Annotated in this window: 23 protein-coding genes and 3 pseudogenes; 19 read left to right on the top strand and 7 right to left on the bottom strand. The window is 40.7% G+C overall.

The genetic code is table 11. From position 1 onward, the window contains the following. Nucleotides 1–292 precede the first annotated feature (292 nt). The 18 genes and pseudogenes from rfbA to MEALZ_RS22055 all read left to right on the top strand — a co-directional run. A complete protein-coding gene (gene rfbA / locus MEALZ_RS13370) occupies nt 293–1,180 on the top strand; it encodes a glucose-1-phosphate thymidylyltransferase RfbA (RefSeq protein WP_014149183.1) in 888 nt (295 codons plus the stop codon). Between the two features lie 48 nt (nt 1,181–1,228). Further along, a complete protein-coding gene (locus tag MEALZ_RS13365) occupies nt 1,229–2,230 on the top strand; it encodes a glycosyltransferase family 2 protein (RefSeq protein WP_014149182.1) in 1,002 nt (333 codons plus the stop codon). 4 nt (nt 2,231–2,234) lie between these two features. Next, nucleotides 2,235–2,972: a WbqC family protein gene (locus MEALZ_RS13360; RefSeq protein ID WP_014149181.1), complete on the top strand. Its 738-nt coding sequence runs from the start codon at nt 2,235–2,237 to the stop codon at nt 2,970–2,972. 13 nt (nt 2,973–2,985) lie between these two features. Further along, on the top strand, nt 2,986–4,179 hold the full coding sequence (locus MEALZ_RS13355) for an ATP-grasp domain-containing protein (RefSeq protein WP_014149180.1): 1,194 nt from the start codon (nt 2,986–2,988) through the stop codon (nt 4,177–4,179). A gap of 37 nt (nt 4,180–4,216) precedes the next feature. Next, nucleotides 4,217–4,948: a class I SAM-dependent methyltransferase gene (locus tag MEALZ_RS13350; protein ID WP_014149179.1), complete on the top strand. Its 732-nt coding sequence runs from the start codon at nt 4,217–4,219 to the stop codon at nt 4,946–4,948. Between the two features lie 24 nt (nt 4,949–4,972). Beyond that, the gene (locus MEALZ_RS13345; RefSeq protein WP_014149178.1) at nt 4,973–5,941 is read left to right on the top strand and encodes a lysylphosphatidylglycerol synthase transmembrane domain-containing protein; all 969 of its coding nucleotides are present in this window, start codon (nt 4,973–4,975) and stop codon (nt 5,939–5,941) included. 45 nt (nt 5,942–5,986) lie between these two features. Then, the gene (gene rffA, locus MEALZ_RS13340) at nt 5,987–7,114 is read left to right on the top strand and encodes a dTDP-4-amino-4,6-dideoxygalactose transaminase (RefSeq protein ID WP_014149177.1); all 1,128 of its coding nucleotides are present in this window, start codon (nt 5,987–5,989) and stop codon (nt 7,112–7,114) included. 91 nt (nt 7,115–7,205) lie between these two features. Further along, nucleotides 7,206–7,718 (top strand): hypothetical protein, encoded by a 513-nt coding sequence (locus MEALZ_RS13335; protein ID WP_046061165.1) that lies wholly within the window; start codon nt 7,206–7,208, stop codon nt 7,716–7,718. A 35-nt stretch (nt 7,719–7,753) separates the two neighbouring features. Beyond that, nucleotides 7,754–8,362, top strand: a complete 609-nt coding sequence (locus tag MEALZ_RS13330) for a hypothetical protein (protein ID WP_046061164.1) — start codon at nt 7,754–7,756, stop codon at nt 8,360–8,362. Nucleotides 8,363–8,465: 103 nt separating this feature from the next. Next, nucleotides 8,466–10,175 (top strand): glycosyltransferase family 39 protein, encoded by a 1,710-nt coding sequence (locus MEALZ_RS13325; RefSeq protein WP_014149175.1) that lies wholly within the window; start codon nt 8,466–8,468, stop codon nt 10,173–10,175. A 307-nt stretch (nt 10,176–10,482) separates the two neighbouring features. After that, nucleotides 10,483–10,722, top strand: a complete 240-nt coding sequence (locus tag MEALZ_RS23500) for a sulfatase-like hydrolase/transferase (protein WP_014149174.1) — start codon at nt 10,483–10,485, stop codon at nt 10,720–10,722. A gap of 130 nt (nt 10,723–10,852) precedes the next feature. Then, on the top strand, nt 10,853–12,010 hold the full coding sequence (locus MEALZ_RS13315; RefSeq protein WP_014149173.1) for a TIGR03088 family PEP-CTERM/XrtA system glycosyltransferase: 1,158 nt from the start codon (nt 10,853–10,855) through the stop codon (nt 12,008–12,010). Then, entirely contained in the window at nt 11,997–13,073 is a 1,077-nt protein-coding gene (locus MEALZ_RS13310) for a glycosyltransferase family 4 protein (protein WP_046061162.1), read from the top strand. Before MEALZ_RS13315 ends, MEALZ_RS13310 begins: the two co-directional genes overlap by 14 nt. Before the next feature lie 2 nt (nt 13,074–13,075). Next, nucleotides 13,076–13,768 carry a capsular polysaccharide biosynthesis protein CapK gene (locus MEALZ_RS23495; RefSeq protein WP_014149171.1) on the top strand — a complete coding sequence of 231 codons (693 nt, stop codon included), beginning with the start codon at nt 13,076–13,078 and terminating at the stop codon, nt 13,766–13,768. Between the two features lie 9 nt (nt 13,769–13,777). Next, nucleotides 13,778–14,416, top strand: a complete 639-nt coding sequence (locus MEALZ_RS23490; RefSeq protein WP_014149170.1) for a phenylacetate--CoA ligase family protein — start codon at nt 13,778–13,780, stop codon at nt 14,414–14,416. 11 nt (nt 14,417–14,427) lie between these two features. After that, nucleotides 14,428–15,723: a putative O-glycosylation ligase, exosortase A system-associated gene (locus MEALZ_RS13300; protein ID WP_014149169.1), complete on the top strand. Its 1,296-nt coding sequence runs from the start codon at nt 14,428–14,430 to the stop codon at nt 15,721–15,723. Between the two features lie 811 nt (nt 15,724–16,534). After that, nucleotides 16,535–16,657 (top strand): hypothetical protein, encoded by a 123-nt coding sequence (locus MEALZ_RS23785; RefSeq protein WP_269844344.1) that lies wholly within the window; start codon nt 16,535–16,537, stop codon nt 16,655–16,657. Nucleotides 16,658–16,736: 79 nt separating this feature from the next. Next, nucleotides 16,737–16,900: pseudogene (locus tag MEALZ_RS22055) on the top strand (transposase); the annotation flags it as partial. 97 nt (nt 16,901–16,997) lie between these two features. On the opposite strand, the gene MEALZ_RS20780 reads toward MEALZ_RS22055, so the two are convergent. The 4 genes and pseudogenes from MEALZ_RS20780 to MEALZ_RS23485 all read right to left on the bottom strand — a co-directional run bounded on the left by MEALZ_RS20780 (nt 16,998) and on the right by MEALZ_RS23485 (nt 20,418). Beyond that, nucleotides 16,998–18,176, bottom strand: coding sequence for a glycosyltransferase (locus MEALZ_RS20780; RefSeq protein ID WP_084685462.1), 1,179 nt, complete (start codon nt 18,174–18,176; stop codon nt 16,998–17,000). Between the two features lie 33 nt (nt 18,177–18,209). Further along, nucleotides 18,210–18,728, bottom strand: a complete 519-nt coding sequence (locus tag MEALZ_RS13290) for a class I SAM-dependent methyltransferase (RefSeq protein ID WP_162472966.1) — start codon at nt 18,726–18,728, stop codon at nt 18,210–18,212. 134 nt (nt 18,729–18,862) lie between these two features. Then, nucleotides 18,863–19,696, bottom strand: a pseudogene (locus tag MEALZ_RS13285) (oligosaccharide flippase family protein); the annotation flags it as partial. A 105-nt stretch (nt 19,697–19,801) separates the two neighbouring features. Then, nucleotides 19,802–20,418 (bottom strand): annotated as a pseudogene (locus MEALZ_RS23485) (oligosaccharide flippase family protein). Nucleotides 20,419–20,467: 49 nt separating this feature from the next. Between MEALZ_RS23485 and MEALZ_RS13270 the strand changes: the two are divergent. Further along, nucleotides 20,468–21,295, top strand: a complete 828-nt coding sequence (locus tag MEALZ_RS13270; RefSeq protein ID WP_046061159.1) for an AAC(3) family N-acetyltransferase — start codon at nt 20,468–20,470, stop codon at nt 21,293–21,295. 316 nt (nt 21,296–21,611) lie between these two features. On the opposite strand, the gene MEALZ_RS13265 is transcribed toward MEALZ_RS13270, so the two are convergent. From MEALZ_RS13265 to MEALZ_RS13255, 3 genes are all read right to left on the bottom strand, one after another. Continuing rightward, nucleotides 21,612–22,418 carry a sulfotransferase domain-containing protein gene (locus MEALZ_RS13265; protein WP_014149162.1) on the bottom strand — a complete coding sequence of 269 codons (807 nt, stop codon included), beginning with the start codon at nt 22,416–22,418 and terminating at the stop codon, nt 21,612–21,614. 35 nt (nt 22,419–22,453) lie between these two features. After that, nucleotides 22,454–22,711: a phosphopantetheine-binding protein gene (locus MEALZ_RS13260; RefSeq protein WP_046061158.1), complete on the bottom strand. Its 258-nt coding sequence runs from the start codon at nt 22,709–22,711 to the stop codon at nt 22,454–22,456. Between the two features lie 268 nt (nt 22,712–22,979). Then, a complete protein-coding gene (locus tag MEALZ_RS13255; protein ID WP_162472965.1) occupies nt 22,980–24,194 on the bottom strand; it encodes a pectate lyase in 1,215 nt (404 codons plus the stop codon). Between the last annotated feature and the right edge of the window lie 232 nt (nt 24,195–24,426).

Genomic DNA, 24,426 nt, shown 5'->3' with positions numbered 1-24,426 from the left:
ATTTTGTGCCCTCCTGGGCGCACTGGGAGCGATCCCCTGATCGCGATCTCGAGGTCGAAAGTGTTAAGTAACAATAAATGGTATCGAGGTCTCATTGGTTAAGGTTGCAAAAGGGTAATTTTTGACTTATGTATAACGATGAGCGCAGAGCGTGGGAACGATAATTGCCGGAGGACTGAATAGTTACCATCGGACATGTCAAATACAGCCGAGACCGGATTGTATTCGATTTTCGGGTTGAACAAACAAACTTGAGCTATCATAGAACCACAAAATCGAAAGAGGCGGCACATTGAGCAGAAAAGGCATCATACTCGCAGGCGGCAGCGGCACACGCCTGTACCCGATCACGATGGGCGTTTCCAAGCAACTCTTGCCGATATACGACAAACCGATGATCTATTATCCGTTGTCGGTGCTAATGCTGGCAGGTATACGCGATATACTGATCATCACAACGCCAGAAGATCAGGTACCCTTCCAACGCTTACTTAAAGACGGCAGCCAATTCGGCGTTTCTATTACCTATGCCGTGCAACCCAACCCGGACGGTTTAGCGCAAGCTTTTCTAATCGGCGAATCGTTTATCGGCAACGATCCGGTTTGCTTGGTGCTTGGCGATAACATATTTTACGGACAAGGATTTACACCCTATTTAAGAAATGCGGCGGCCCGCGAAGAAGGCGCCACGGTATTCGGTTATCAAGTCAAAGACCCGGAACGCTTCGGTGTCGTCGAATTCGATAAAAACCTTAGAGCGCTATCGATAGAAGAAAAACCCAAAAAACCGAAATCCAACTTTGCCGTTACCGGGCTATATTTCTACGATAACCAGGTCATCGACATCGCCAAATCGGTCGAACGCTCGCATCGCGGCGAACTGGAAATCACCAGCGTCAATCAAATATATTTGGAGCGTGGGCTACTCAATGTCCAACTGCTGCGACGCGGCTTCGCCTGGCTCGATACCGGAACTTACGAAAGTTTGCTGGAAGCCGCACAATTCGTCGAAACGATTGAAAAACGCCAAGGCTACAAAGTCGCTTGTCTTGAGGAGGTCGCCTGGCGCAACGGCTGGTTGAGCGATGAGGAATTGCTGAAACAGGCGGCCGTTTTATCGAAAAACAGTTATGGACAATATTTGCAAGAATTAGTCGATGTTGAAATAAGCTTTAGATAACAGACAACAAAATATTGATGTTAAAAAACATTGCTAAGAGCCTCAATCATGACGACCTATAGCGTAGTAATACCCGTTTACAAATCAGCCAACTGTTTGCCAGAGCTGGCTAACCAACTTAAAAAAGTATTCGAAGAATTAAAAAATGATTATGAAATCATTATGGTTGATGATTGCTCGCCCGATGAAAGTTGGAGTGTCATAACCGAAATTGCACGAACTCATCCTCATTTCAAAGGAGTGCAATTACTAAAAAATTCAGGCCAAACCCGAGCAACGATGACGGGTATTAGAATTGCCAAAGGTGATGTCGTCATTACAATGGACGATGATCTGCAACATGACCCTCAGTTAATTCCTCATCTATTGGAAGAGATGGAAAAGGACGGCGGTTATGACGGCGTGTTTGCCTATTTCCCAAAGAAAAAACATGCCACCTATCGTAATGTGGGGTCTAAGCTAATCAGATGGATCAACGCGCATGCATTTGGCGTTAAAGAACTTAAAATTTCCTCGTTTCGCCTGATGCGTCGTTACTTGGCGGATATCGTTCGACAAAACCACTCGGCCAGCGCTACTGTCGGCGGCCTTATGTTGGCCAACGCCTCCAAGATCAAATATGTGCCTATCCAACATAACAAGCGATTTTCCGGGAAATCCAATTACACATTGGGCAAACAGATCAAAATGGCGTTCGACAACATCTGCAGCGTTAGCATGCTACCGCTTCGCATGATTTCCGCTACCGGTCTGATAGCCGCTACTTTGAGCGGGTTTTTGATTTGTTTTTTTCTATTCGAATATTTTACAGGTGGAATCACATTGCCGGGCTGGACCAGCCAAATGATACTGACCGCTTTTTTTTCCGGATTGATTCTATTGTCGCTCGGGGTGATCGGTGAATACCTGGTTCGAGTTTTACGCGAATTACAAAGTACAAGTGTTACCGCGATTAGAAAGACTGTTGGATTTCCGGAGAACGAAAGCATGATTTCGATTTCAAACGCTGATCTTTCAGACAACAAAAATAATATTCCACAGAGAGATTAATTCAATGAAGTGCGTGATACTCCAGCCCAGCTTTATTCCATGGAGAGGTTATTTTCACCAAATTCAAATAGCTGATATTTTCGTTTTTTATGATTGTGTTCAATATGACAAACACGGATGGAGAAACCGCAATAAAATCAAAACACCGCTAGGAACCCAATGGCTGACGATTCCTACAAGTGCGTCGGGATCTTATGAAGGTCTGTCGATTCAAGAGGTGACAATTGCCAAGGATAATTCATGGCGCCGGAAACACTTGGCCTCTATAGAGCAAAATTACCGCAAATCTCCCTATTGGTCTCAATATAAACCTTTGGTAGAAAGCATTTATGCAAACGATACGGAAAAACTTGCTGACTTGACTTGCGCTTCCACAATCGAAATAGCTAGAACTTTGGGTATCGAACATACGCGTTTTATCCGCTCCTCTGAATTGAACGCAATTGGCGAAAAAACCGATCGATTGTTGGATGTGCTTCAAAAAGTCGGCGCGGATCATTATATTTCTGGTCCTTCTGCGCAGGAATATATCGAATCCGATAAGTTTGAACGGGCTGGAATTACATTAGAATATATGTATTATGATTATCCCGAGTACCCTCAGCAATATGGGGCATTCGAAGGGGGGGTTTCGGTATTGGACTTACTGTTTAATGTAGGCCCGGAAGCTCCACGGTATATTTGGGATCGTAAGCATGCTGAAATAAACACAAAGATACCTTTTGTCTACGAATCTCTTTAACCGAGGACTTTTTGTGAATGACACCAAAAAAATTATGATTTTAGGTGCCGGCAATACGGTCTTCCCACTAATCGAGCAAGCAAAAAAGCGTGGTCTTGTGACGATAGTTGTTAGCCCTCCTGGCGATTACAAAGGGTTGGATATTGCTGATTATCAGGTGCATTGTGATTTTTGCGACACGGAAACTGTTCTCAAATACGCTAAACATTACGCTATCGACGGAATCGCCTGCACAGGCACCGATATAGTTGTACCCACAATTGCTCGTGTGGTCGATGATCTGAGTCTTCACGGAGTCGGTTATAAGACAGCCATTACATGTTCCGATAAATGGTTAATGAAACAGGCTTTGATACAACATGGCGTAATGACTGCACGAGGCTTGCTTTGCGATTCGCCAGATGAATTAGAATTAGCCGCTGAATCAGTGGGCTTTCCTTTGATGAGCAAGGCCGTCGATTCGTCGGGCAGTCAGGGTGTATTTAGAGTCGACCGGATTGAAGAGTTACATGAAGCCTGGGAATCTTCGAAACAAGCTTCCTCCTCTGGGCGAGTCGTACTGGAGCAGTATCTCGAAGGTCTTGAATTTGGCGCTCAGGTGGTCATAGAGGGAAATCAGGTAAAGGCAATTTTCCTGCATAATGACCAACTGACACCGCCGCCGGATCACGCGCCGGTCGGCCATTCGATTCCTTGTTGCCTGAGTCCGGAGCAACAAGCGCGTTCGAGAGCTGAAATAATAGCGGCTATCAATGCTTTGGGAATCCGCGATACGGTGTCCAATGTAGATTTAATGCTGGTCGGAAATACACCTTTCATTATTGAAATCGGAGCGCGTATGGGAGCGACCCGACTTCCGGAGACCGTATCGATCTACGGCGATTTCAATGCTTATGATTGTGTTTTGTCGTTGGCTTTAGGGGAATCGGTATCTGTTTCCGATGTCTCTCAAGGAGTGCCTAATGCCTCACGACTTATTGAAAGCCCGCGTGATGGTGTAATACAGGAAATTCGCGTTCCAGATATCGTACGGTTACATCCAAATCTTCATGAGTTGTCTGTCTACGTTAAACCGGGTGACAGCGTGCGTCGGTTTCGGGTTGGCCCCGATCGCATCGGTGATGTGATAGTAACTGGACCATCAGCGACTGAGGCGGAGCGATTAGCTGCCAAGTTAGCTGCGATGATTGAAATCGTGCTTGTGTAATTTATGGTAGTTAATATTCTAGCCAAAAGGAAAAATCATGATTGAACACGAAAAAAATCGTTTGGATAAAATCGCCGGTTTTTATCATTCGTCCGAGGCAGCAGAGGCAGTGGATCATTTTCATCTTTATTTAAGAGATGTTACGATTCCTGAAGATGGCGGGCGTTCGGCACTTGAGCTAGGCTGCGGCAGTGGTCGATGGACTAGTGTTTTATGTGAACGTTATCAGGAAGTTGATGTCGTCGATGCTGCCGCAGATCTCGTTGAACAAGTTGTCTCTGCATTCAAGGGAAAGAGGGCTGTGATTCATGGGCATGTGAGCCTGATCGAGGATTTCTTAAAATCAACAAGCCGGACTTGGCAACATGTATACCTAACAATGTTGCTTGAACATGTGGAAGACCCCATTGATATTCTTACCAAGGCAAGAAAAGCCTGCGATCAGGATGGTTCCATTTTTGTCGCTGTCCCAAATGCCTCGTCAATTCATCGCGTTATCGCCAAACGAGCTGGATTGATTGGAGATATTGATGAGTTGTCTACAAGCGATTTGAAAGTTGGGCACAGACGAGTTTATACACTGGATTTGCTGAAGGATCACTTGATAGAAGCCGGTTTTTCGATTACGGAGGTGATACCGCTGGGCTTAAAGCCGATTACACATCAGCAAATGCGGGCCTTGCCCGATTCAATTCTTTGGGCGCTTTGCCAGTCGGGCGACTTGGTGCCGGAAAATCCGGCTTATTGGGTCGTTAGGGCTAAGGCGTGATTTATAATAAGTATTTCAATTATAATGAAATTTTTAATAACGGCTCTAAAAATTGTTATAACTACCGCTTTTTTTTTACTACTTTTTCAAATATTTAACGTCAAGATAGCTTCCCTCGTTACAGAAATAAAAGACTGGCGTTATCTTGCGGCAGCTGCCAGCATGCCTTTAACTATAATTCCATTTATATCAATAAATCGCTGGAAATTATTTTTAAGAGTTTCAGGTATTGTAGAAAGCTTTTTTACTTTATGGCATATCAATTTAAAAGCGCTGTTTCAAGGGCTAATAATTCCATCGACGCAAGGTTTTGATGTGCTTAGGATATTTTATATCGATCAACGTCATCCAAAACATCGAGGCCGGGCGGGAAGTACGGTTTTTATTGAGCGTATGATTGGGTTTGTTTTACTTTGTTTGCTGAGTATCGTTGCAATAATGTCTGTGGCGAAATTACGCGATTTTCAGCCATTATTTTTGACGATTATTGCAATTACTGTCGCGGTATTTCTTGGGCTAGGCCTAATTTTAAGTAAGACCTTGCACGGGTTCTATACTGGATATAATTTCAAAAACAAGATAATTACCCGTCTCTTTAACTATATCGAAACGTTTCACGGAGCCATTGTGTACTTTCCATATAGGAAGGTATTACCTTTATCTCTTGTTTGGATCGCCGCTTTTCAGCTTGCTACAGTTTTTACCATTTATCTTGTATTTTGTGCTTATGGTTACGATATCCCTTTCGTTCAACATGTTGCAATCTATCCTGTCATAGCAATCTTGAGTATGGTGCCGATAACAATCGGCGGATTTGGTGTACGCGAAGGATTTTTTGTCTATTTTTATGCTCTTGTAGGTGTACCTCCTTCCGTTGCCATGGGCGTATCGATCGTTCAATACATTATATTAATTCTTGTTCCTGCGACCTTAGGGGGGATGTTGATTTTATGGGAAATTATTACTCGTAGAGCAGTTGATATTTCAAAATAGAGCGGTTAAATGATTCTCTTAATTAATATTTAGTGAAGTCAATAAATGAAAATCCCCTTCAACAAACCTTACATGACCGGCCGCGAGCTTTGGTATATCGCTCAAGCGCATACGATGGGGCATCTATCCGGCGACGGCAGTTTCACCAAAAAATGCCATGCTTGGTTGGAGCAGAAAACCGGCACTCGGAAAGCGTTGTTGACACATTCGTGTACAGCGGCATTGGAAATGGCAGCGATTCTGGCAGATATTCAGCCGGGCGATGAAGTGATCATGCCGTCCTACACTTTCGTCTCGACTGCTAATGCCTTCGTTTTACGCGGCGCGGTGCCGGTATTTGTCGATATTCGTCCGGACACGCTGAATATCGACGAAACGCTAATAGAAGCGGCCATTACGCCGCGCACCAAAGCGATCGTTCCTGTGCATTATGCCGGTGTCGGTTGCGAAATGGACGCGATTATGGAGATTGCCGAACGGCATGATTTATTAGTCATCGAGGATGCCGCGCAAGGTATCATGTCGACCTACAAGGGAAGACCGCTCGGTACGATCGGGCATTTGGGCGCTTACTCGTTTCATGAAACCAAGAACATCATTTCCGGCGAAGGTGGCGCACTGTTGGTCAATGATATGCGTTTCGTCGAGCGCGCCGAGATCATCAGAGAAAAAGGTACGAACCGCAGTCAATTCTTTCGAGGCCAAGTCGACAAATACACTTGGGTCGATGCCGGCTCATCTTATTTGCCGGGCGAGGTCATCGCTGCCTTTTTATGGGCGCAAATGGAAGAGGCAGAAGAAATTACGCATAAACGCTTGGCGATTTGGGACCGTTATCACGAAGCACTGGCCCCAATGGAGGCGTCCGGCAATCTGCGCCGCCCGATAATCCCGGCAGAATGCCGTCATAATGCCCACATGTACTATGTTCTTCTCGAATCCCTGGAGCAACGCACCGAGACAATCGTCCGATTAAAAGAGCAAGAAATCTATGCGGTATTTCATTACGTGCCGCTGCACAGTTCGCCGGCCGGTTTACGATATGGGCGAGCGGTTGGCGATATGCATAATACCAGCGAACTGTCGGATCGATTGTTGCGTTTGCCGTTATGGATAGGCATGGAGCCAGGGCTCGATAAGGTCATTGATTCAATCGGTTTGGCCTATCACTGATAATCGTATGTCACAAAAGACAAGTCAAAGAAACCAAATACTCAGCCACTAAAAATGTATTTTGAAGTCGCCAAGACTTATCCTGTGCACCATGCAACTGGGTGATCACGACCTAAACCAATTGGATGAAGACAAGCTTCTTGACTTGCCGGAAGAAGCGTTGCGTCGTGTTTCGATACGCCTACTCAACGATCTCAAAGAAGTACGCGAGCGCTTAAAGCAAAACTCGCGCAACAGCTCCTGGTTGGCCAGTAATGAAGCTCCTTGGGATAAAGCGCGCGTACGGTCAGCGATGCCGTTGACAATGCACCGAAGAAGGAAACGGATGAAAGCTCATACTTATCTCCCGCTAGAAAAGCCGAGCAAGATTCGCCAATCGACGCGTCTCAAACGCCGGATGGTGCGCGTCAACCCGGCAAACAGCCCGGTGCGCAGGGCTTCGGAAGACAGCAAATTCTCCCATTGTACGCCCATCGAGCCTATCGTCCTGAATTCTGGCGCGTGTTGCGGCACCGGGTTCAAACCGAACCACCTCCACCAAACCTACACCGGGTTCGATATCGTCGAACTCGCCTGGACCGCCAGTGGCTTGGGGTCTGAATAGTTACATTAATAAACTTAGTTAGCAGAGTATAACGTATGCCTTATTTTGAGTTGCAATGTCGGCGTTTCATCGTTGGGGGGAGCGGCCTATTGGTCTTCATCGGTGTCATCCTGCCGTTGATGCTGGCCTTCTGGTTCAGGTTGCACTATGCTCCAGTTTTGCTGGCGGATGGCCCTCTTACCCTTGGAGCTGCGCTTTCCTGGGGATCATTGGCGGTAATGCCCTGGTTGCTCGCTGCTTATTGGGCAAGATGCACGGCACCGCCGCCGTGGCCGCATCTTACGATCTTAATGATTGCAGCACTCCTGTTGCGTGTCCTTTACTTAATAGCGATCGATAACAACTTTAGCAGTGACTACCGGACCATGTGGGACTTCACGCTCGCCGTTCTTAACGGCGAGCGTCCATTGCTTGCTGCATCGATCCAAGAAATTCGCACTACACCTTTTCTATTGCCGGCAACCTTTCTGGCCGGTGGTTCGGCGCTGGGGTTCAAAATCGGGAACCTCCTGTTTTCCTTAATCGCCGCACTCACCATCTACTGGTGCACGCGGCTGATCGCAGGAAAAAAACGGCGGCGGTGGCCCTTGTTCTGGCTCTTTTCGCGCCAGTACCGGCCTTCACCATCTAAGTTCCAACCATGATATTTCTGGAATTTTGTATCTACTCGGTGGCATTACAGCAATGATCGCCGCTTTAATACAAGAACCCAAGAATTTACTAATTTTTCGTAACTAGGGTTTTAATATGTGGCGCTTCCATCTTGCACGCAATCCATTGACAACCATGCTGGTTGTTTTTTCTATAGTAATATTTTTTCTTTCTCTGATACTGCGGCTATGGCTGTTGGATGCTTGGTTACCCCACTACTTTATCGATGAGAATGATGTAGTCGAACCGTCTATCGTAGTTTTCGGTGGAGGCATCGAACCTGGTGGTTATGGTTATGGCCCTCTTTATTCCTACCTCTTGGCCTTACTCCACTGGGTCGTTAGCTTTTTTTCCAGGCAGTCGTTTGTGGATTATTCCATCAATATTTTTTTTGATCCAACTTCTTACTATATACTGGCACGTACCTTCAACATGACTATCCACTTGGCCACGGCAGGGATTGTTTTTTATCTTGCCAAACTAGTCTTCGGATGGCGTACCGCACTGGTTGCTCTACCCTTACTCGTTTTTCCCTTCGCAGACTTACTGACAAATTATACAGTACGCGTTGATAGTCTGCTTGCGCTTCTAGCGACTGCTACTTTACTAGCTGCTATTAAAGGTTACGAAACAGAAGATTTAAAGTGGTATTTATTTGCGGGCGTGTTTTTTGGTCTATCTGTTGCCACCAAACCCTTACCCGCAATACTTATACTACCCACATTAGCTCTTGCACATTTACTGAGCCAGTCCCGTACCCTCCGATCTGATGAGTCTTTGAAATCAAATTTACATCCAAAATTGCTTGGCAAATTAGTCTTCAAATCGCTGATCTCAAAGAACCTTTGGTACGCCGGTCTTGCGGCATTCCTGGCCCATACCATAGCCAATCCGTATTCGTTAATTAAGATCAAACATTTTTATTGGAGTCAAATTAGGATTTTATCAAGTGAAGGCGGACGCGGATATGGCTTGGGTATAGATTTGACCCGTTATTTTGGTGATCTTGGTGTGGTCTTCGTCATTGCTGGAGCAGCGAGCGTATTCTACATATTGGGCTATGCTTTGGTCAGGCGAGATGCACGAGTTGCTATTCTATTAAGCTACCCAGTTATCTATTTCCTGGCCTTTGCCTTTGGCTCTTCCCGCGAGTACTGGTACATACCGATCATTTTCTTAATTGCAGTTTTTCTGTCTAAAGCGATTATTGACTTCGCGGATGCCTTTTTAAATAAAGACAACATGAAATCATATTTTGTGTTTGCAGCACTGGGAGCTGTATTAATCCAACCTGTTACCATACTCGTCTCGGATGCAGCGTTTCGCCAACAAGGTGAACAGGCACATGCAAGCTTGTCCAGCAAAAAATGGATTGAGTCTCATGCGCCGAGTGGTTCCCGAATTCTAATCTATGGAATGGCCGGATATTTGCCTCGGGTTATAGACCAAAGAGCTGACGTTCAAGCAGTATTTGGTGAATATTTTATGTATGGACGTACCAAGCACCAACACTATGTGGACTTATATCATGTAGCCCACGACACCTACCTTTCGATGTATCAACCTACCTATTTAGTAACGCACATCAACTCAAACTGCCTGAAGGATCATGACCCGAAGGAAGATGACCTCAGGCAAGCGCTTGATAAAAATCATTATGACTTGTTGGTGACCTATTGTGATGTGCAAGGCTTGGTCGCTCATAATGGTGAGCCAATATTTTTTCCTTACAAACCCCGCAGGGGTGGCTTCAATCTATGGATTTACGAATCTCCTGCCCCCAATAGAAGCATGACCAATCATTAAATTTTTGTTGGAGAGTATAACGAATGCCTTTTTATGAGTTGCAATGGCGACGCATCGTTGGGGCGGTCGGCTTGATTCTAAGCAAAGTTTCGGGCAGTTTAAGGCTTAGGCGAGGAACGCGTCGTTGATCAATCTCTACAGCGTTTTACCGAACTGGATTTCAATAAGCCGCAATTTATTTATTTATTTCAAGCGGCGCATTTTCCGTATTCGCATCCGAATATGCAGAAAATCTTAATCGACGATTTCATTCCGCGGTCGGAAAATCGCAAAAGAGTCGCCGAAACCTATTGGAATGCAATAGCTAATGCCGATTGGGCGGGCAGGTGTGGTCGAAGATCTAAAAAGACATAATGTCTACGATCAGACGACTTTGGTTATACTAGGAGATCACGGTGAATCATTATTTGAAGACGAATTTATCGGGCACGGCCATGCGATCAACGATGCGCAAACGCATATGCCTCACATATTCGCTGAAAGATCCTCAGCAAAAAGAGCGCATGACGGCTATCATTCGCGAATGGGAAAATTTAAAGTGGCATGAATTTGAATTTAGACAAAGACATAAATTTAATAGTGTTCAATATTGCATTCATCAACATTGAAAGTGCAGTATGGCGGTAATAATAAACCTATAAACCATATTTTTAATTATTAGCTAACAAATCAACTTAATGAAATCTGTAGAATCACCATTAATTGCTCATGTAATATATAAATTAACTACAGGCGGTTTGGAAAATGGCCTTGTTAATTTGATTAATACAATTCCTAAAAATAAATATAGACATGCAATCATATGTATGACAAATTATACTGATTTCAAAAATCGAATTTTGCGAGATGATGTAGAAATATACTGCTTAAATAAAAAAGAAGGTAAAGATTTAAAGGTATTTTTTAATTTATATAAACTTTTTTGTTCTATAAAACCTGATATCCTACATACTAGGAATTTATCAGGGTTAGAAGCCCAACTACCAGGATTTTTAGCAGGAATAAAAGGAAGAGTACATGGCGAGCATGGGCGAGATGTTGACGATCTCGATGGTAGGCATTTTCGATATACGTTATTACGCCGTTTTTATAGGTTATTTATTCAGTGCTATATTCCTATGTCACGTGATTTAGAACGATGGTTAGTCGATCATATTAAAGTTTCTCAAAAAAAAGTATCTCATATTTATAATGGAGTAGATGAAAAAAAATTTCATCCGAAAAAACAAAAAAGAAGCGATTTATTACCAAATTCCTTTCAAGACAGTGAGTTAATTGTTATTGGAACGGTCGGGAGGCAAGAGCCTGTAAAAGCCCCTGAAATGTTGCTTAATTCTTTTATTGAAATGATAAAATTATTTCCTGAAGAAAAGGAAACAATTAGATTGGTTTTTGTAGGGACGGGTTCGTTACATGAAAGATTAAAGTTAATTGCACAACAAAATGATGTCGATAAGCTTATTTGGTTTGCCGGTGATAGAAGTGATGTCGATCAATTATTACAACATTTCGATATCTTTGTTTTGCCTTCTTTAAACGAAGGCATCTCAAATACCATCCTTGAAGCTATGGCATCTGGATTGCCTGTAATAGCGACTAAAGTAGGCGGAAACACTGAATTGATTCTAGACAATCAGACGGGATTTTTGGTAGAGAAGCAAAATATTGGGACGATGGCTGAAAAAATTAAATTTTATCTGGACAATCCTGAAATTAGGATGCAGCATGGAAAGAATGCTAGAAGATTATGTGAAGAAAAATTCAGTCTAAATAGAATGGTAATGGACTATATGTCTTTATATGATCAAATAATAGAAAAATATGTCAAAAATTAGAATAATTATGGCGGGCCCTATGCCACCAGCTATAGGTGGTATGGCAACCGTGTTGCAGGATTTACAAAATTCCAGTTTATCAAAACTATTTGAGCTAGAATTCTTTAATACATATAAAACGACGCCACAAGATCGAAGTCTTTTTGTCGCAATAAAAAGTAAACTATCACTTTGGAAAAAATGGTGTGTATTACTAAATAATCGAGATAAATCGATTGCTCATATTCATACCTGCAGCGGTTTTACTTTTTTTTTAGATGGTGTTTTAGTCTGTTTGTCAAAAATGTTGTCTGTGCCGGTTGTAATTCATATACATGGAGCAAGATTTGATCAATTTTTGAAAAATTTAAACCCTTTTTTATTAATGATTGTACGATGGATATTTGCTCGCTGCAGCAAAATCATTGTGCTATCAGAGTATTGGGAATCTACATTAAAGAAAATCATAGGGAATTATCAGTTTAGAATTGTACAAAATGGGGTGCCGATTTATTCACAGTTACCAGAACGATTAGATCATACTGGTAAAGTAGATATTCTTTTTTTAGGTAACCTTTGTCAGCGTAAAGGGGTTTTTGATTTAGTTTCGGCTATGGAGTATGTCGATGGTGCAGTGTTAAATCTAGTGGGAGGTGAGGAAGACGTTGGTGTTATCCAAAAAATTTCGGAGCAAATCAATGCATCTAATCTAGAGGATAAAATATCCTTTCATGGACCTCAATACGGAGAGGAAAAGAATAGATTCATTGTAAAAGCCGATATTTTTGTACTGCCTTCTTACGCAGAAGGACTGCCTATATCCCTTCTCGAAGCAATGGCCATGGGCTTGCCGGTTATTGTTACACCCGTTGGAAGCATTCCTTCGGTAGTTAGAAATAATCATGAAGGAATATTTGTTGAGGCGGGTGATATAGAAGGAATTGCAAACGCCATAAACAAACTAGTTAAAGATGAGGCGCTAAGATTACGTATGGGTAGCTTGGCTAGATCTCGTTGTGAGGAGCAATTTGGTATTGAGAAAACAGTTGCTAAGTTATTATCTATATATTCCGAGATTTATTAAAGATGGATTTCTACACTCAAACCGTTTCAAGCCTTTTATTTCCCTTTCATGAAAGGCTGAAACAACACGATACCGTTAAAATCCGAAAAGAAATGGAAAAAACGCAATGGTATCGGCCGGAAGAAATAAAAAAGCTGCAATTAGAGCGCTTAAAAATGTTCCTTACCGATGTCGGCCAAAACGTTTCCTACTATCAACAACAATTCAAGATGCAAGGTTTCTCTCCTGAGTCGATCACTTCATTGGACGATTTAAGACAGCTTTCACTAACTGACAAGCCATTTATCAGAAAACATGCCGACCAGCTCAAGGCAAACGACGCGTACGGATTGGCGCGATTAAATACCGGTTCTTCCGGCGAGCCGCTTATTTTTTTCATCGGCAAAAAACGGATCAGCCATGATGTGGCCGCGAAATGGGGGGCTACTCGATGGTGGAATGTCGACATTGGTGATCCAGAAGTCGTCATTTGGGGATCACCTATTGAACTGGGGGCTCAAGACAAAATCCGGCTTTTCAGGGATAAATTATTAAGAACAAAATTATTGCCGCCATGCGAAATGTCTGTCGAAAAAGTCAACGGATTCATTAGGCAGATTCAAAACATGCTGCTGTTTGGCTATCCCTCGGCATTGGCACACATCGCCACGCAAGCGAAAAAAAACAAGCCAAAAGCTGGATCATCTCGGCATTAAGGTGCCTTTGTGACATCGAAAAGACTCTATCCTCATCAACGAGAAATAATCGAGCAGGTATTCGCATGCCCGGTAGCCAATGCCTACGGTGGCCGCGATGCCGGGTTCATCGCGCATGAATGTCCTGAGGGCGGTAGGCACATTACCTCCGAAGACATCATCGTCGAAATTATCGGCAACGACGGCAATCCGTTACCGGTCGGCGAAGCGGGGGAAATCAAGATTACGCATTTGGCCACTCACGACTTTCCCTTCATCCGTTACCGGACCGGCGACATCGGCGCCTTGTCGGACGAAAGGTGCCGTTGCGGAAGAGGGTTGCCACTGTTGAAAGAAATACGGGGCCGGACGACCGATTTTGTCGTGGACGAAGACGGCACGGTCATTCATGGGTTGGCCTTGTTCTATGTCTTGCGCGATATGAAGGGAGTCGAGTCCTTCAAGATCATTCAACTGGATTTAGAGCACACGCTCGTACAAGTCGTTGCCGGCAAGAAATTCGATAGCGAGGTAAGTATACAGAAAATAACGACTGAATTTAAAAAACGGCAAGGGAAGGGGGTTGAAATTGGCGTCGAGTTCGTTGACGAAATTCCGAAGGTGCAATCGGGTAAGTTTCGGTCTGTCATCAGTCATGTTAACCCATAGTCATCAGAAAAATGCGTGATCTTGTAACAGCTATAATTATTTTTTCATCATTTCCCTTTACGTTGAAACATACCTATATTGGCGTTTTGGTTTGGTCTTGGATTGGCTACATGAATCCTCATCGTTTGGGCTGGGGGTTTGCAAGAGATTTTCCATTCGCTTATTTGGTTGCAATAGTTACCTTAGTTTCTTTTTTGTTTAATAAAGAAAAGAAAACATTTCCTAAATACGGAATCGTTTATGTTTGGTTTATGTTTCTAGGTTGGATGGGTTTGACCACCATAACAGCCATTTCAACAGATATTTCTTTGATACAATTAGAAAAAGTTGCCAAAATACAATTGTTTATTGTTTTGACTATGCTTATGTTTGCCGATTTAGAACGCTTGACTAAGTTAATTTGGGTTATCGCTTTATCTTTGTGCTACTTCGGTGTTAAAGGTGGTTTATTTACAATTAGTCATGGTGGGAGTTTTATTGTATGGGGGCCTCCTGGGACTTTTATTGAAGGAAACAATGAATTAGCTTTAGCGATATTGATGGTTATACCGTTTATGAATTATTTGCGTTTCATTAATCAAAACAAATGGATAAAACAAGGGTTAATTGTGGCTATGGTTTTGATGGCTGCATCATCTCTGGGTTCCCAATCACGAGGTGCCTTACTGGCTGCTTCTGCAATGCTTCTATTGTTTTGGTGGAAATCAAAAAGCAAAATTATTACTGGTATATTTGCGGTAATCCTTGCTATTACATTAATTAGTTTTATGCCGGATACTTGGCATAATCGCATGGGTACGATTGAAACATATCAAGAAGATACATCCGCTATGGGAAGAATCAATGCGTGGATTGCAAGTTATAATTTGGCAAAAGACCGGTTTATGGGCGCGGGATTTAATGGAATATTGATTGGTCCTGTTTTTCATCAATACGCCCCTGAAAATAGTAAAAAATTAGTTGCACACAGTATTTATTTTCAGGTGTTAGGTGACCATGGTTTTGTGGGATTGTTTCTTTTTTTATTATTAGGGTTTTTAACCTGGACAACCGGATCAAAAACGATCAAAAGAACTCGAGGAATAAAAGAATTGGAAAACTTAAATATGTTAGCAAGAATGACCCAGGTAAGTCTTTTAGCGTATGCGACTGGCGGTGCTTTTTTAAGTTTACCTTATTTTGATTTATACTATCATTTGGTCGTAATTACTATATTATGTCGATATTTGGCTGATCAGCATAAAGCAAAAAGTCTAAGTCAAGAAAATATGAAAAAAAGACAGTTGTATATCAACAATCCATCATAAGGCAGAAACAATCAACTTTAGCGGCGAGTATATTCAGTCCCCCTCTTTGAAAAAGAGGGGCTAGGGGAAGGTTTTTTTAAAATAAATTCCCCTCAATCCCCCTTTTTCAAAGGGGGAGGCCAACAATTTCGCCTTGATTGGAATAATTTGCCATCGGGGTCTGAATATACTTACGGTCAAGGAGATAGCGGTGGACTATCGGATTACCACATCGGCGTTTTTTGAACAACTAGAGCGCGAAGCCTCATGACTACTGTGATTGCACTTATAACTTGATTCCAAGTAATAATAACTATTCGCAAAATTAGAATAGATTTAAGTTGCTGATAAAATAAGTTGATTTTCATTGTCTTTGTCACATCAAAACACTATTAATATTTCTTGATTAGCAAGATGCTTCAGCTTGCCGAAGCCAAGTGTCCGAGCAAGGACCAGTCGTAGTCGCAAAAACTAAAATATGCTGTTTTACCCAAGCTCCAGCTTGGGTAACCTGTTCAGGAAGCTCTAGCTTCCCGAAAATCAAGGAAGATTGAACGAGCGAGTCGGGTTTGATTGAGAATGTGCGGAGGTTGTGTCGGTCTCAGGAAGCTGGAGCTTCCGAGGTGTCTTTCCCAAGCCGGAGCTTGGGAAAGAGCGTGATGTGGGTTGGTCGTTTTTAGCTTGACGCGCATGGCTTGCGAACCCCGTCCTGCTAGGGATATGCTGATCTTTGGGCTTTAGCTGAAGAAACTTGCTAATCAGGTAATATTTTAATGATAACTCATACGTTGGTGGGTCTGGTGTTTCAGCTTACGCTGACCGCCGAAAAGGGATGGCGCAGGTACGTGGGTTCAAACGCTTGCCGGGTGTGATAGACGGCGTGCGTTTTCAGGATGGCATTGCCGTCGTCACGGTGCCGGAAAACACAGAAGAAGTTCAACAGAGGTCCGCCTGATTCAAATCAGCCATACACCAAACTTGACTATTTCTCCTTCTACCACGGGAAATCTGTGTAAAAGCCAGCCCAAATCCGCAGTTATTTGTTCGAAGAGTTTCCGCACTTGAAAAAGCAATATTGGGGGGAAGTGATTTTCGGTCGCTCGGGTATTTTTGTGCCACTGTTGGTCAGATGACAGGAGAAATGGTCAGGCATTATTTGGAGCATCATTTCCAACCTAATATAAACGAAATTTTAAGATGGAACCCGATTAAGATTTGTCGATTAGTCGGTGCGCATTCGGACTTTCAGTCCTTTATTAGAACCCACCCGCTTTAGCAGGTGGTTGTATAGTGAGTCAGTTTAGTAATTCAAATAACCAAGTTTCTAAGTTATCTACGCGATTGTCCCAGCTATTTTGTTTGCTTATGTTAATTCTGTCGCAACTAGTGCCAACCCCCCCTTGGTTCAAGGCTTTTTCAATAGCGTTTACCCATTCCTGAGGGGTCGATGCAATATCTACAACTGAAGAAAATAGATTAATTACTGTTTCAATAGGTGATGAAATCACCGGTTTTCCGATAGCTAAGTATTCATTTAATTTTAAAGGGTAGACGGCCGATACCCACTCGTCTTTTCTAATTCTATAACAAATAACATTTATATCGGAATGTTGTGCATAAGCTGGAATTTCTAATCGGTTTTTCTCGCCTAAAAAATGTATGTTGGAAAGATTTTTAGATTCATTTAATGCAGTTTGTGAATAAGGGTCTGTTTCGAGGCTATTTAACATGACATTACCGACTAATACCCAATGCCATTCGGGCCTTTTTTTGGCAATATCTACAATGAGAGATAGATCGATTTTTCTACCGATATTGCCGGTATTCATAATTCGAGGATGAGGTATTTCAGATAGATCATCCGGGCATGGATATTTGATATCATTATTAAAAATATCTAAATCAACGCCGTTGTGTAAAATTTTTACTTTATTAAGTTGCTTTTCGGATAAGTCTTGGACCATGGCTTCAGAAGACGCAGTAATCAAATCAGCTCGATTCAATAAATTCTGATACATTAATTCAATGTTGCTATCCCAGGCATGCATTTTTGAGAATAAATCATAGATATGAAAAACAACAAAATCCGAGTTTAGCGTTTCAACATAGGGCCAAAAAAAAGGGTGAAATGCTAAACTAATAAATGAGCTGTCTTTGCTACCTAAATTTATCGCTTTTTTTAAAGATAAGCTATGTTTTTGAATAGCGAGCTGATCAACTAGTCTGTATTTTTCCCATCGAGGGAGTATTTTACAGCTATGATAAAGTGAGATATTATCGGTTTGCTCGATTGCGCCGAACCAAGTTGCTTGAAGCCAGCGGTTACTTTTTCTCTGCCAGATATTAAGTGCGCCATCGCTGTAAATTACAGGCCAACCACGCTTTCCTAGTCTCGATAATAGTTGTTGTCTATTCATCCATTGAGGTTCATGCCAAGGGTGCGGTGCAAAGGCGATAATGGGGAGTTTTTTCATAAGTTTAATCAGTGTGTAATTGATAGAAAGTTTTTATAATTTATATCCTATAAATATGAACCATCCGCCGATGTTATTGAAATCGCCTAAGCCCATTATTTCCATTAGGCGCTTAGGTTTGTAACGGTTCCAGCGTAATTCTCGAAAATAATTAGAAATGCTTAGGTTTGTTAATATAGGCTTTTTTACTGTACAAAGTTCAAGAATATTAATTTTTCTGCCATAACGGGAAATAACCTCATCCTTAGTTTGAAAAAAACGAGTATGATAAACCGAATCGTAATTAGGTACGCTACAGATACATAGTGCCCCTTGTTTCCAGTTGTCTATTACACCTAAGTCATCATTCAGGTGTTCCAGTACTTCAGTGCATACTATAGTAGTATATGTGCTTGGATAGCTTGTTGCTTTTGTTGCATCGCCAATTGCAAATATTTTATTGGTACCTAAGAGGTTAGAGGCTTTTTGAATTGCGGCATCGCTGAAGTCAAAGCCATTGTATTTTATTCTAGTTTTCTCAGATAGCATTTTTGCAAATTGGGCCGGTGCCACAGCCCACCTCTAGAACATCAGAGGATTTATACTTTTTTAGGTAATACAAAACTTTCTTGTACATTGGATAATAGGGCGATAGGTTGTAGGGAAGAGAGTAGGAAAAATCTTCTCCTCCTGAGTTGAACATGTCGTTATATGTCTCGCTGATTTGAGGTTTTTTTATCATATTTGTGCCTTCTATTTTTTAGACTATGTAAAAATATCTTTATTTCTATCCACAGTTCTTTTTGATTCAATGAAATTGCTAATAACCAACTTACAAATGCAATAGCTGAAGTTATTAATACTAATTTGAAATTATAAAATGATGAGTCTGATTCAGGGATAAATAGTAATTGAGCGGTCTGAATTGTGTGCTCGTTTATCAATGCATCTTTAATGATAAAAAAATTTATAGTGGCGATATAAGTAATGAAAGTTGGAAAAATGACGAGAGTAAGTATGTAAGTGTTTTTAAAAACTATATTAACTATATCAAAAAAACTAATGTTCGTATCTTTTAACATAGAATAAAATATAAAAAAGCCAATAAACTCGACGGTAACTAGATTTGTTGCAATAGCCAGCAAGCTTTGCTGAGCGCCATACCATATTGCAATTAATCGCAACACTTGATAAGTGATCTGTGTAGTCATGATTCGATTAGCATGCCCAAGTGATAGTATAAGCGCTGCCATTAAAAAATTTACACTTTTAAAAGCCATACCCAAGCAAAGTATTTGTGCTATTGGAATGGATTGATCCCATTGGGTGCCATATAAGAGCCTTATTGATGGATAGGCGATTAAAGAAATTAACCCTAGTAAAGGTAAGGTCACTGCTAGATAGTAGTTGGTTATTGTGAGAAATATTTCTTTTACATTTTTGTTATCTCTATTGGCCTTGGAGAAGTATGGTAATAAAACAGGGCGAAGAGCATCAGTTAAAGTATGTTCGATAATTGATACGAACCCAATTGCTCGGCTATATAGTCCGGCGGAAAAAAACCTATGACTTTACCGATAATTAAGTCTGGAGCATAGTTTCCGGTTTCGTATGCTAAAGATGATATGCTCATTTGGCCGCCAAAATTAATAATAGGCTTTATGTTTTTGGTTGAAAAAAATGAAATAATGAAAGCCCGGTAGAACAATTTGCGCTGAAATAGTTGTTATGAGAACATTGGCGAAACCACCCCATGCTAAACTATAAAAGCTAAATCCTTTCCATGCTAAACCAATAGTGATTAAGGCTTGGGCTAAGGCGGCTATAACGGTTATTTTATAGATTTTTCCGAAATTCATGTAACGCCTAAAATAGCCATTTTTATTGAGCTAAACGGTAAAATAACAAAGTTTAATGATAAGATTTGAATGATAGTTGTTAGTTCGGGTTGATTGTAAAAATCAGCAATAATATCTTTAGTTATGAATAAAAGCGAAGCTATTGTCCATGCCATTATTGCCGTAATTGTAAAAGCGGATTTTATTTTATCATCGGTTAATTCTTTTTCTTGTATCAAATAGTTAGCAATTCCAAAATCTCTGAGTGTATGAGCAATGCCAATTAATGATGCACTAACGGAAAATATTCCAATTTCTTCAGGCGTTAATAGGCGCGCAATAACCATGCTGCTTATAATTGTAGTAACAAGAATACTATATTTATTGAAAAATGATATAAGCAGTGATTTTTTTAATTCCGACATATATTTATTATAGCGCGATTATTAAATAAAAAATATTAGCTAGGAAAAAATGAAAAGTAAAATAAAGTCACTCATAGTTAAGCACTTAATGAGCTATAAGAAAGAGGATCTTTGTAATGCTCTTAATAAGTTAGGGTTAGAGACTGGCGATTGTTTAATGGTGCATTCATCATGGTTACCGCTAAATGGTTTTAAAGGACGTCCGGTCGATATGGTTAGTGCATTGAAAGATGTGGCGGGTCAGTCCGGTATTTTAATTATGCCAACGTTAACATATCAAAATAAAAGTTCTCGTGATTTCCTTTTAAGTAGTACGCCAATGGATGTTACACGTTCTCCTTCGATGATGGGACTTTTGAGTGAGGTTTTTCGCCGTGGAAAGGATGTAACGCGTAGCTTAAGTCCAACTCATCCTCTTGCGGTTTGGGGCGACAAAAGAGATGAGTTTGTTCAGGGGCATGAGTCATGCTTGGTTCCGTTTGGTGTGGGATCGCCTTTTGAGAAGCTTTTGCAATGTAACGGTAAAATATTAACCATCGATGCGCCTTTCGCAACGATTACTTTTACTCATTATTTGGAGGATAGAATAGCATCTTTTTTGCCTTTTCCGCTCTATGATCCTAGTCCGATGACGGGGCAGGTTATTGACTATGATAAAAAATTGCTGGAGGTTCAGGTTAACGTAATAAGTGAAATTGCTAATTCGGCGCGTTGTGAGCAACGGTTAGTTGATAGATTAAATAGGTGCGGCGCGATGAAGCATAAGCGAATAGGTAATACTCATTTGATGTTAATTGAATGCAAAACTATGGCTGATTGTGTCGACGATATGGTTAAAGAGGGTGAAGTTTTTTTTGATTTGTCTTGTGAGCGTTAGGAAGTCTATAAATTCTGTTGTTTTGCTTGTAATGTATTTTTAGGGACTCAATCTTTGCCTTGAGTATGGGTGATTGAAGTTAGTCAGTTATAATAATCGTTATTTTGCCTTGGTTTAATAAAATCGACTCTCCCATATTTCCAGTGTAATTAGTTTATCGGGCCTAATTTAAACATTACGACAAAAACCTAAACAATTTAACCCAAGAATTAAATTAGTTTGCTATGAGTTATGTAAATTAAAGGTATTAATGCGGCAATATTTTGATTATAATATATTTCTGCTTTTGGATATTTCACTATAAAGAATTCCAGATTTACCAATCGAAATCTGATTCATATTCAAGCTTTATAAGAATATCGCCGAAGAGTTCATGAAAATATTCTTTATGTTCCTGTTGGAACATCTTTTTCCATTGCCCCTCCTTGCCTGATCGAATATGCTTGTCGGTCATAAACCTTGAAACCTGTTTGCCTTTTACAGCATTAATTTGGTATTGCATTGCGATTGAGATAGCATCTTCTACGGCTTTATTGGAAAAACCATAATGAGTAAAAATTTTTCGCCACCATTCTTTTTCATTCTGGATTACTTCTTCATATTTCAGCTCTAAAATTTTTGTATTAGAATAGTCCCATTTGGCCATTCGAATAATAGATGGAGAGGTACGTTCAATCTCCAGCATTAGTCCATTATATTGATTTAATGAATTCAACTGTTCTTGGTAAGATTTGCCATCATACTCCTTTCTAGGAATATGAGCCCAAGGTTCATGTGTATGTTTGTGATAGTTATAGCCTGAAACAATTAAATCACGGGGATCTCTAATCATGTGTGTTCCGACATAATTAGATAAATGTGTTAGCTTTATTTTACTATCATTACAAAGATATATCTCTGTATTTGGGGCTATATTTTCAGGTTCGCAGAGTTGGTATCGCAGCCCAAGGTTTCCGGCTACTGCGCTTAGAACATTATTAAACCAAGTGGTTCCGCCTCGGTGATAACCGCAATGTATAATTAATTTTTTGTCGCCTGTGTATGGTTTTTTTTTGTATAACCGCCTGAGTATAGTCTTAAAGTTGCGAATAGGATCGTTAATTCTAAATTTTTTTTCAATCATATGATACCTGCTTCCCACAGTTGGATGTCATTGAGTTATTCTTTCTCTCTGATTTTTCTTAGAACATAATTAATAACGCTGCCGACTGTTTCAAACATCTCTGCATCTAGCTCATCATCTTCGGCAATAAAGTCAAATTCTTGCTCTAAGCTTGTAATAATAGTAACAACAGCCATTGAATCCATTTCAGGTATCGCGCCTAACAATATAGAATCAGAATTTAGGTTTCGTTGTTCCTTGTTCAGATTCAATGCCTGGTATATTGATGAAATAACTTTATCTGGAATATTCATATATATTAATCGATTTTTTTCATAATATAAATTCATTAGTTAAATATTTCTGGATTTATATTTTTTAATTATTAGTAAATTAATAAAAGTTAATAGGTCGTTAAACAAAGTTGTTCTTTTATTATAAACGACTCATGTTTCTTCTTGGTTTAATGCTTATTGCATAGGGTAATGAGCAATAGATTTTATATATTAATAATCTGGATTCCGGAGGTTTGTACAAGAATGGCCAGGCCTCTGTTAGTCGCGGTAATTTTCTTGAATTTCTTTAACCATCATTAATAAACCTCTGACCAGTTTTTAGTTTATTGAAAATCGTACATTCTATCATTAATGCATCAGCGTAAAATTTAGCGGCCCAGTTAGGATATTGCCAAGGATGATAGTCACCATTAATCGGGTGAGATCCTTTAATGCCACCTTGCTCTCGTATATCCCCAGTAAGTTTTTGCGTTGATTTTACAAATTTCAAAATTTTCTGCATGGCCTCTTTATATTTTTCATCGCCAGTAATTTGGTATAAACGTCCCCAATTTATTGCAATCTGAGCATCCCCCGTGAGACAAGACCACTTGACAGTAGAGTGCCAGTTACAGTCGAATCGTCCTGATAACATTCCATTGCTTGGCAATGCGGTTAGTAGAGCATCTCCAATTTTAATTGCTTGTTTGATAAAATCATCGCGCTTAGCATAGTCTCCAACTTCTAAAAAACCTCGCATAGCGTAAGCTATTGTATGAACAAAAGGTTGTTTATCATCTTGTAAACAGTTATTGGGCAGCCAGCCATTATCAAAGCTTTGTTTTAGTGACCAGTCAATGTTTTTAAGTGCGGCCTCTAGGTATTTATTTTCTTGTGTGATTTGATAAACGCGCAATAATCCCCAGGCTGAACGGGTATTATAGGTATTGACAGTATTATTGGTCATCGGTGAACCATAACGACGCCAACAACCATCATCATCTTGCGCATCACATAACCAGTTAGCAGCTTTTACTGCAGATTCTCTATATCGCTCATTTTTCTCTTCTTCAAAAGCCCTTGCCCAACCAAAAAGTACTTGTCCGGTATTAAAAATAGTCGGCTTGTCGCAATCCCCTAAAGCGCCTGCCAGTACACCGCCAGATTTTGTTTGAATATCGCATTCCCATTCAGTCATTTGTCGAGCACGTTCGCGAATATCTTCTCGGCCGGTTAAGGCAGCATAGCTATAGAATGTAGGAATAATATACCCGGTTGTTTCAGGATAAGAGTTAGCCCAATGTTGGTTTTTGACCAAGTAAGTTTGCGAGACTCCTGCGTCTGGTGTTGAATCTTGAGCATAACATAGCCAATCAATTGTAGCATTCAAATGTACAGAGGCATCTTGCAAGGGTGTTTTACCAAGTCTGAATAGCTCTTTTAAAACACGTGTTTTATGATTGAGGTTCATATTTTCTAATTTTAAAACTTTATGGTTTATGATAAGTTGGTAATCTAACAAGCTTTAAGTAATAAGTGTAGCGTGTTGCTGTGCATATGAGCGTTTGACAAGTCTGACAGAGACAGTGATGATAGATCATAATTAAAACGTATATTTATTTAATTAAATTTGTTCTTTATTCTGAAAAAATTAATTGCATAATAGCCTATATCTTTTTCATATAAAGTCTAACTTAGAATCACGTTGGTTATACGCTTATAATATATATTGGATTATAAGTATTATAGGAATA

The sequence above is a fragment of the Methylotuvimicrobium alcaliphilum 20Z genome, assembly GCF_000968535.2.
Taxonomy (GTDB): Bacteria; Pseudomonadota; Gammaproteobacteria; order Methylococcales; family Methylomonadaceae; genus Methylotuvimicrobium; species Methylotuvimicrobium alcaliphilum.
Note: the sequence above shows the minus strand (reverse complement) of the source record. Positions and strands in the feature narration are given on the sequence as shown.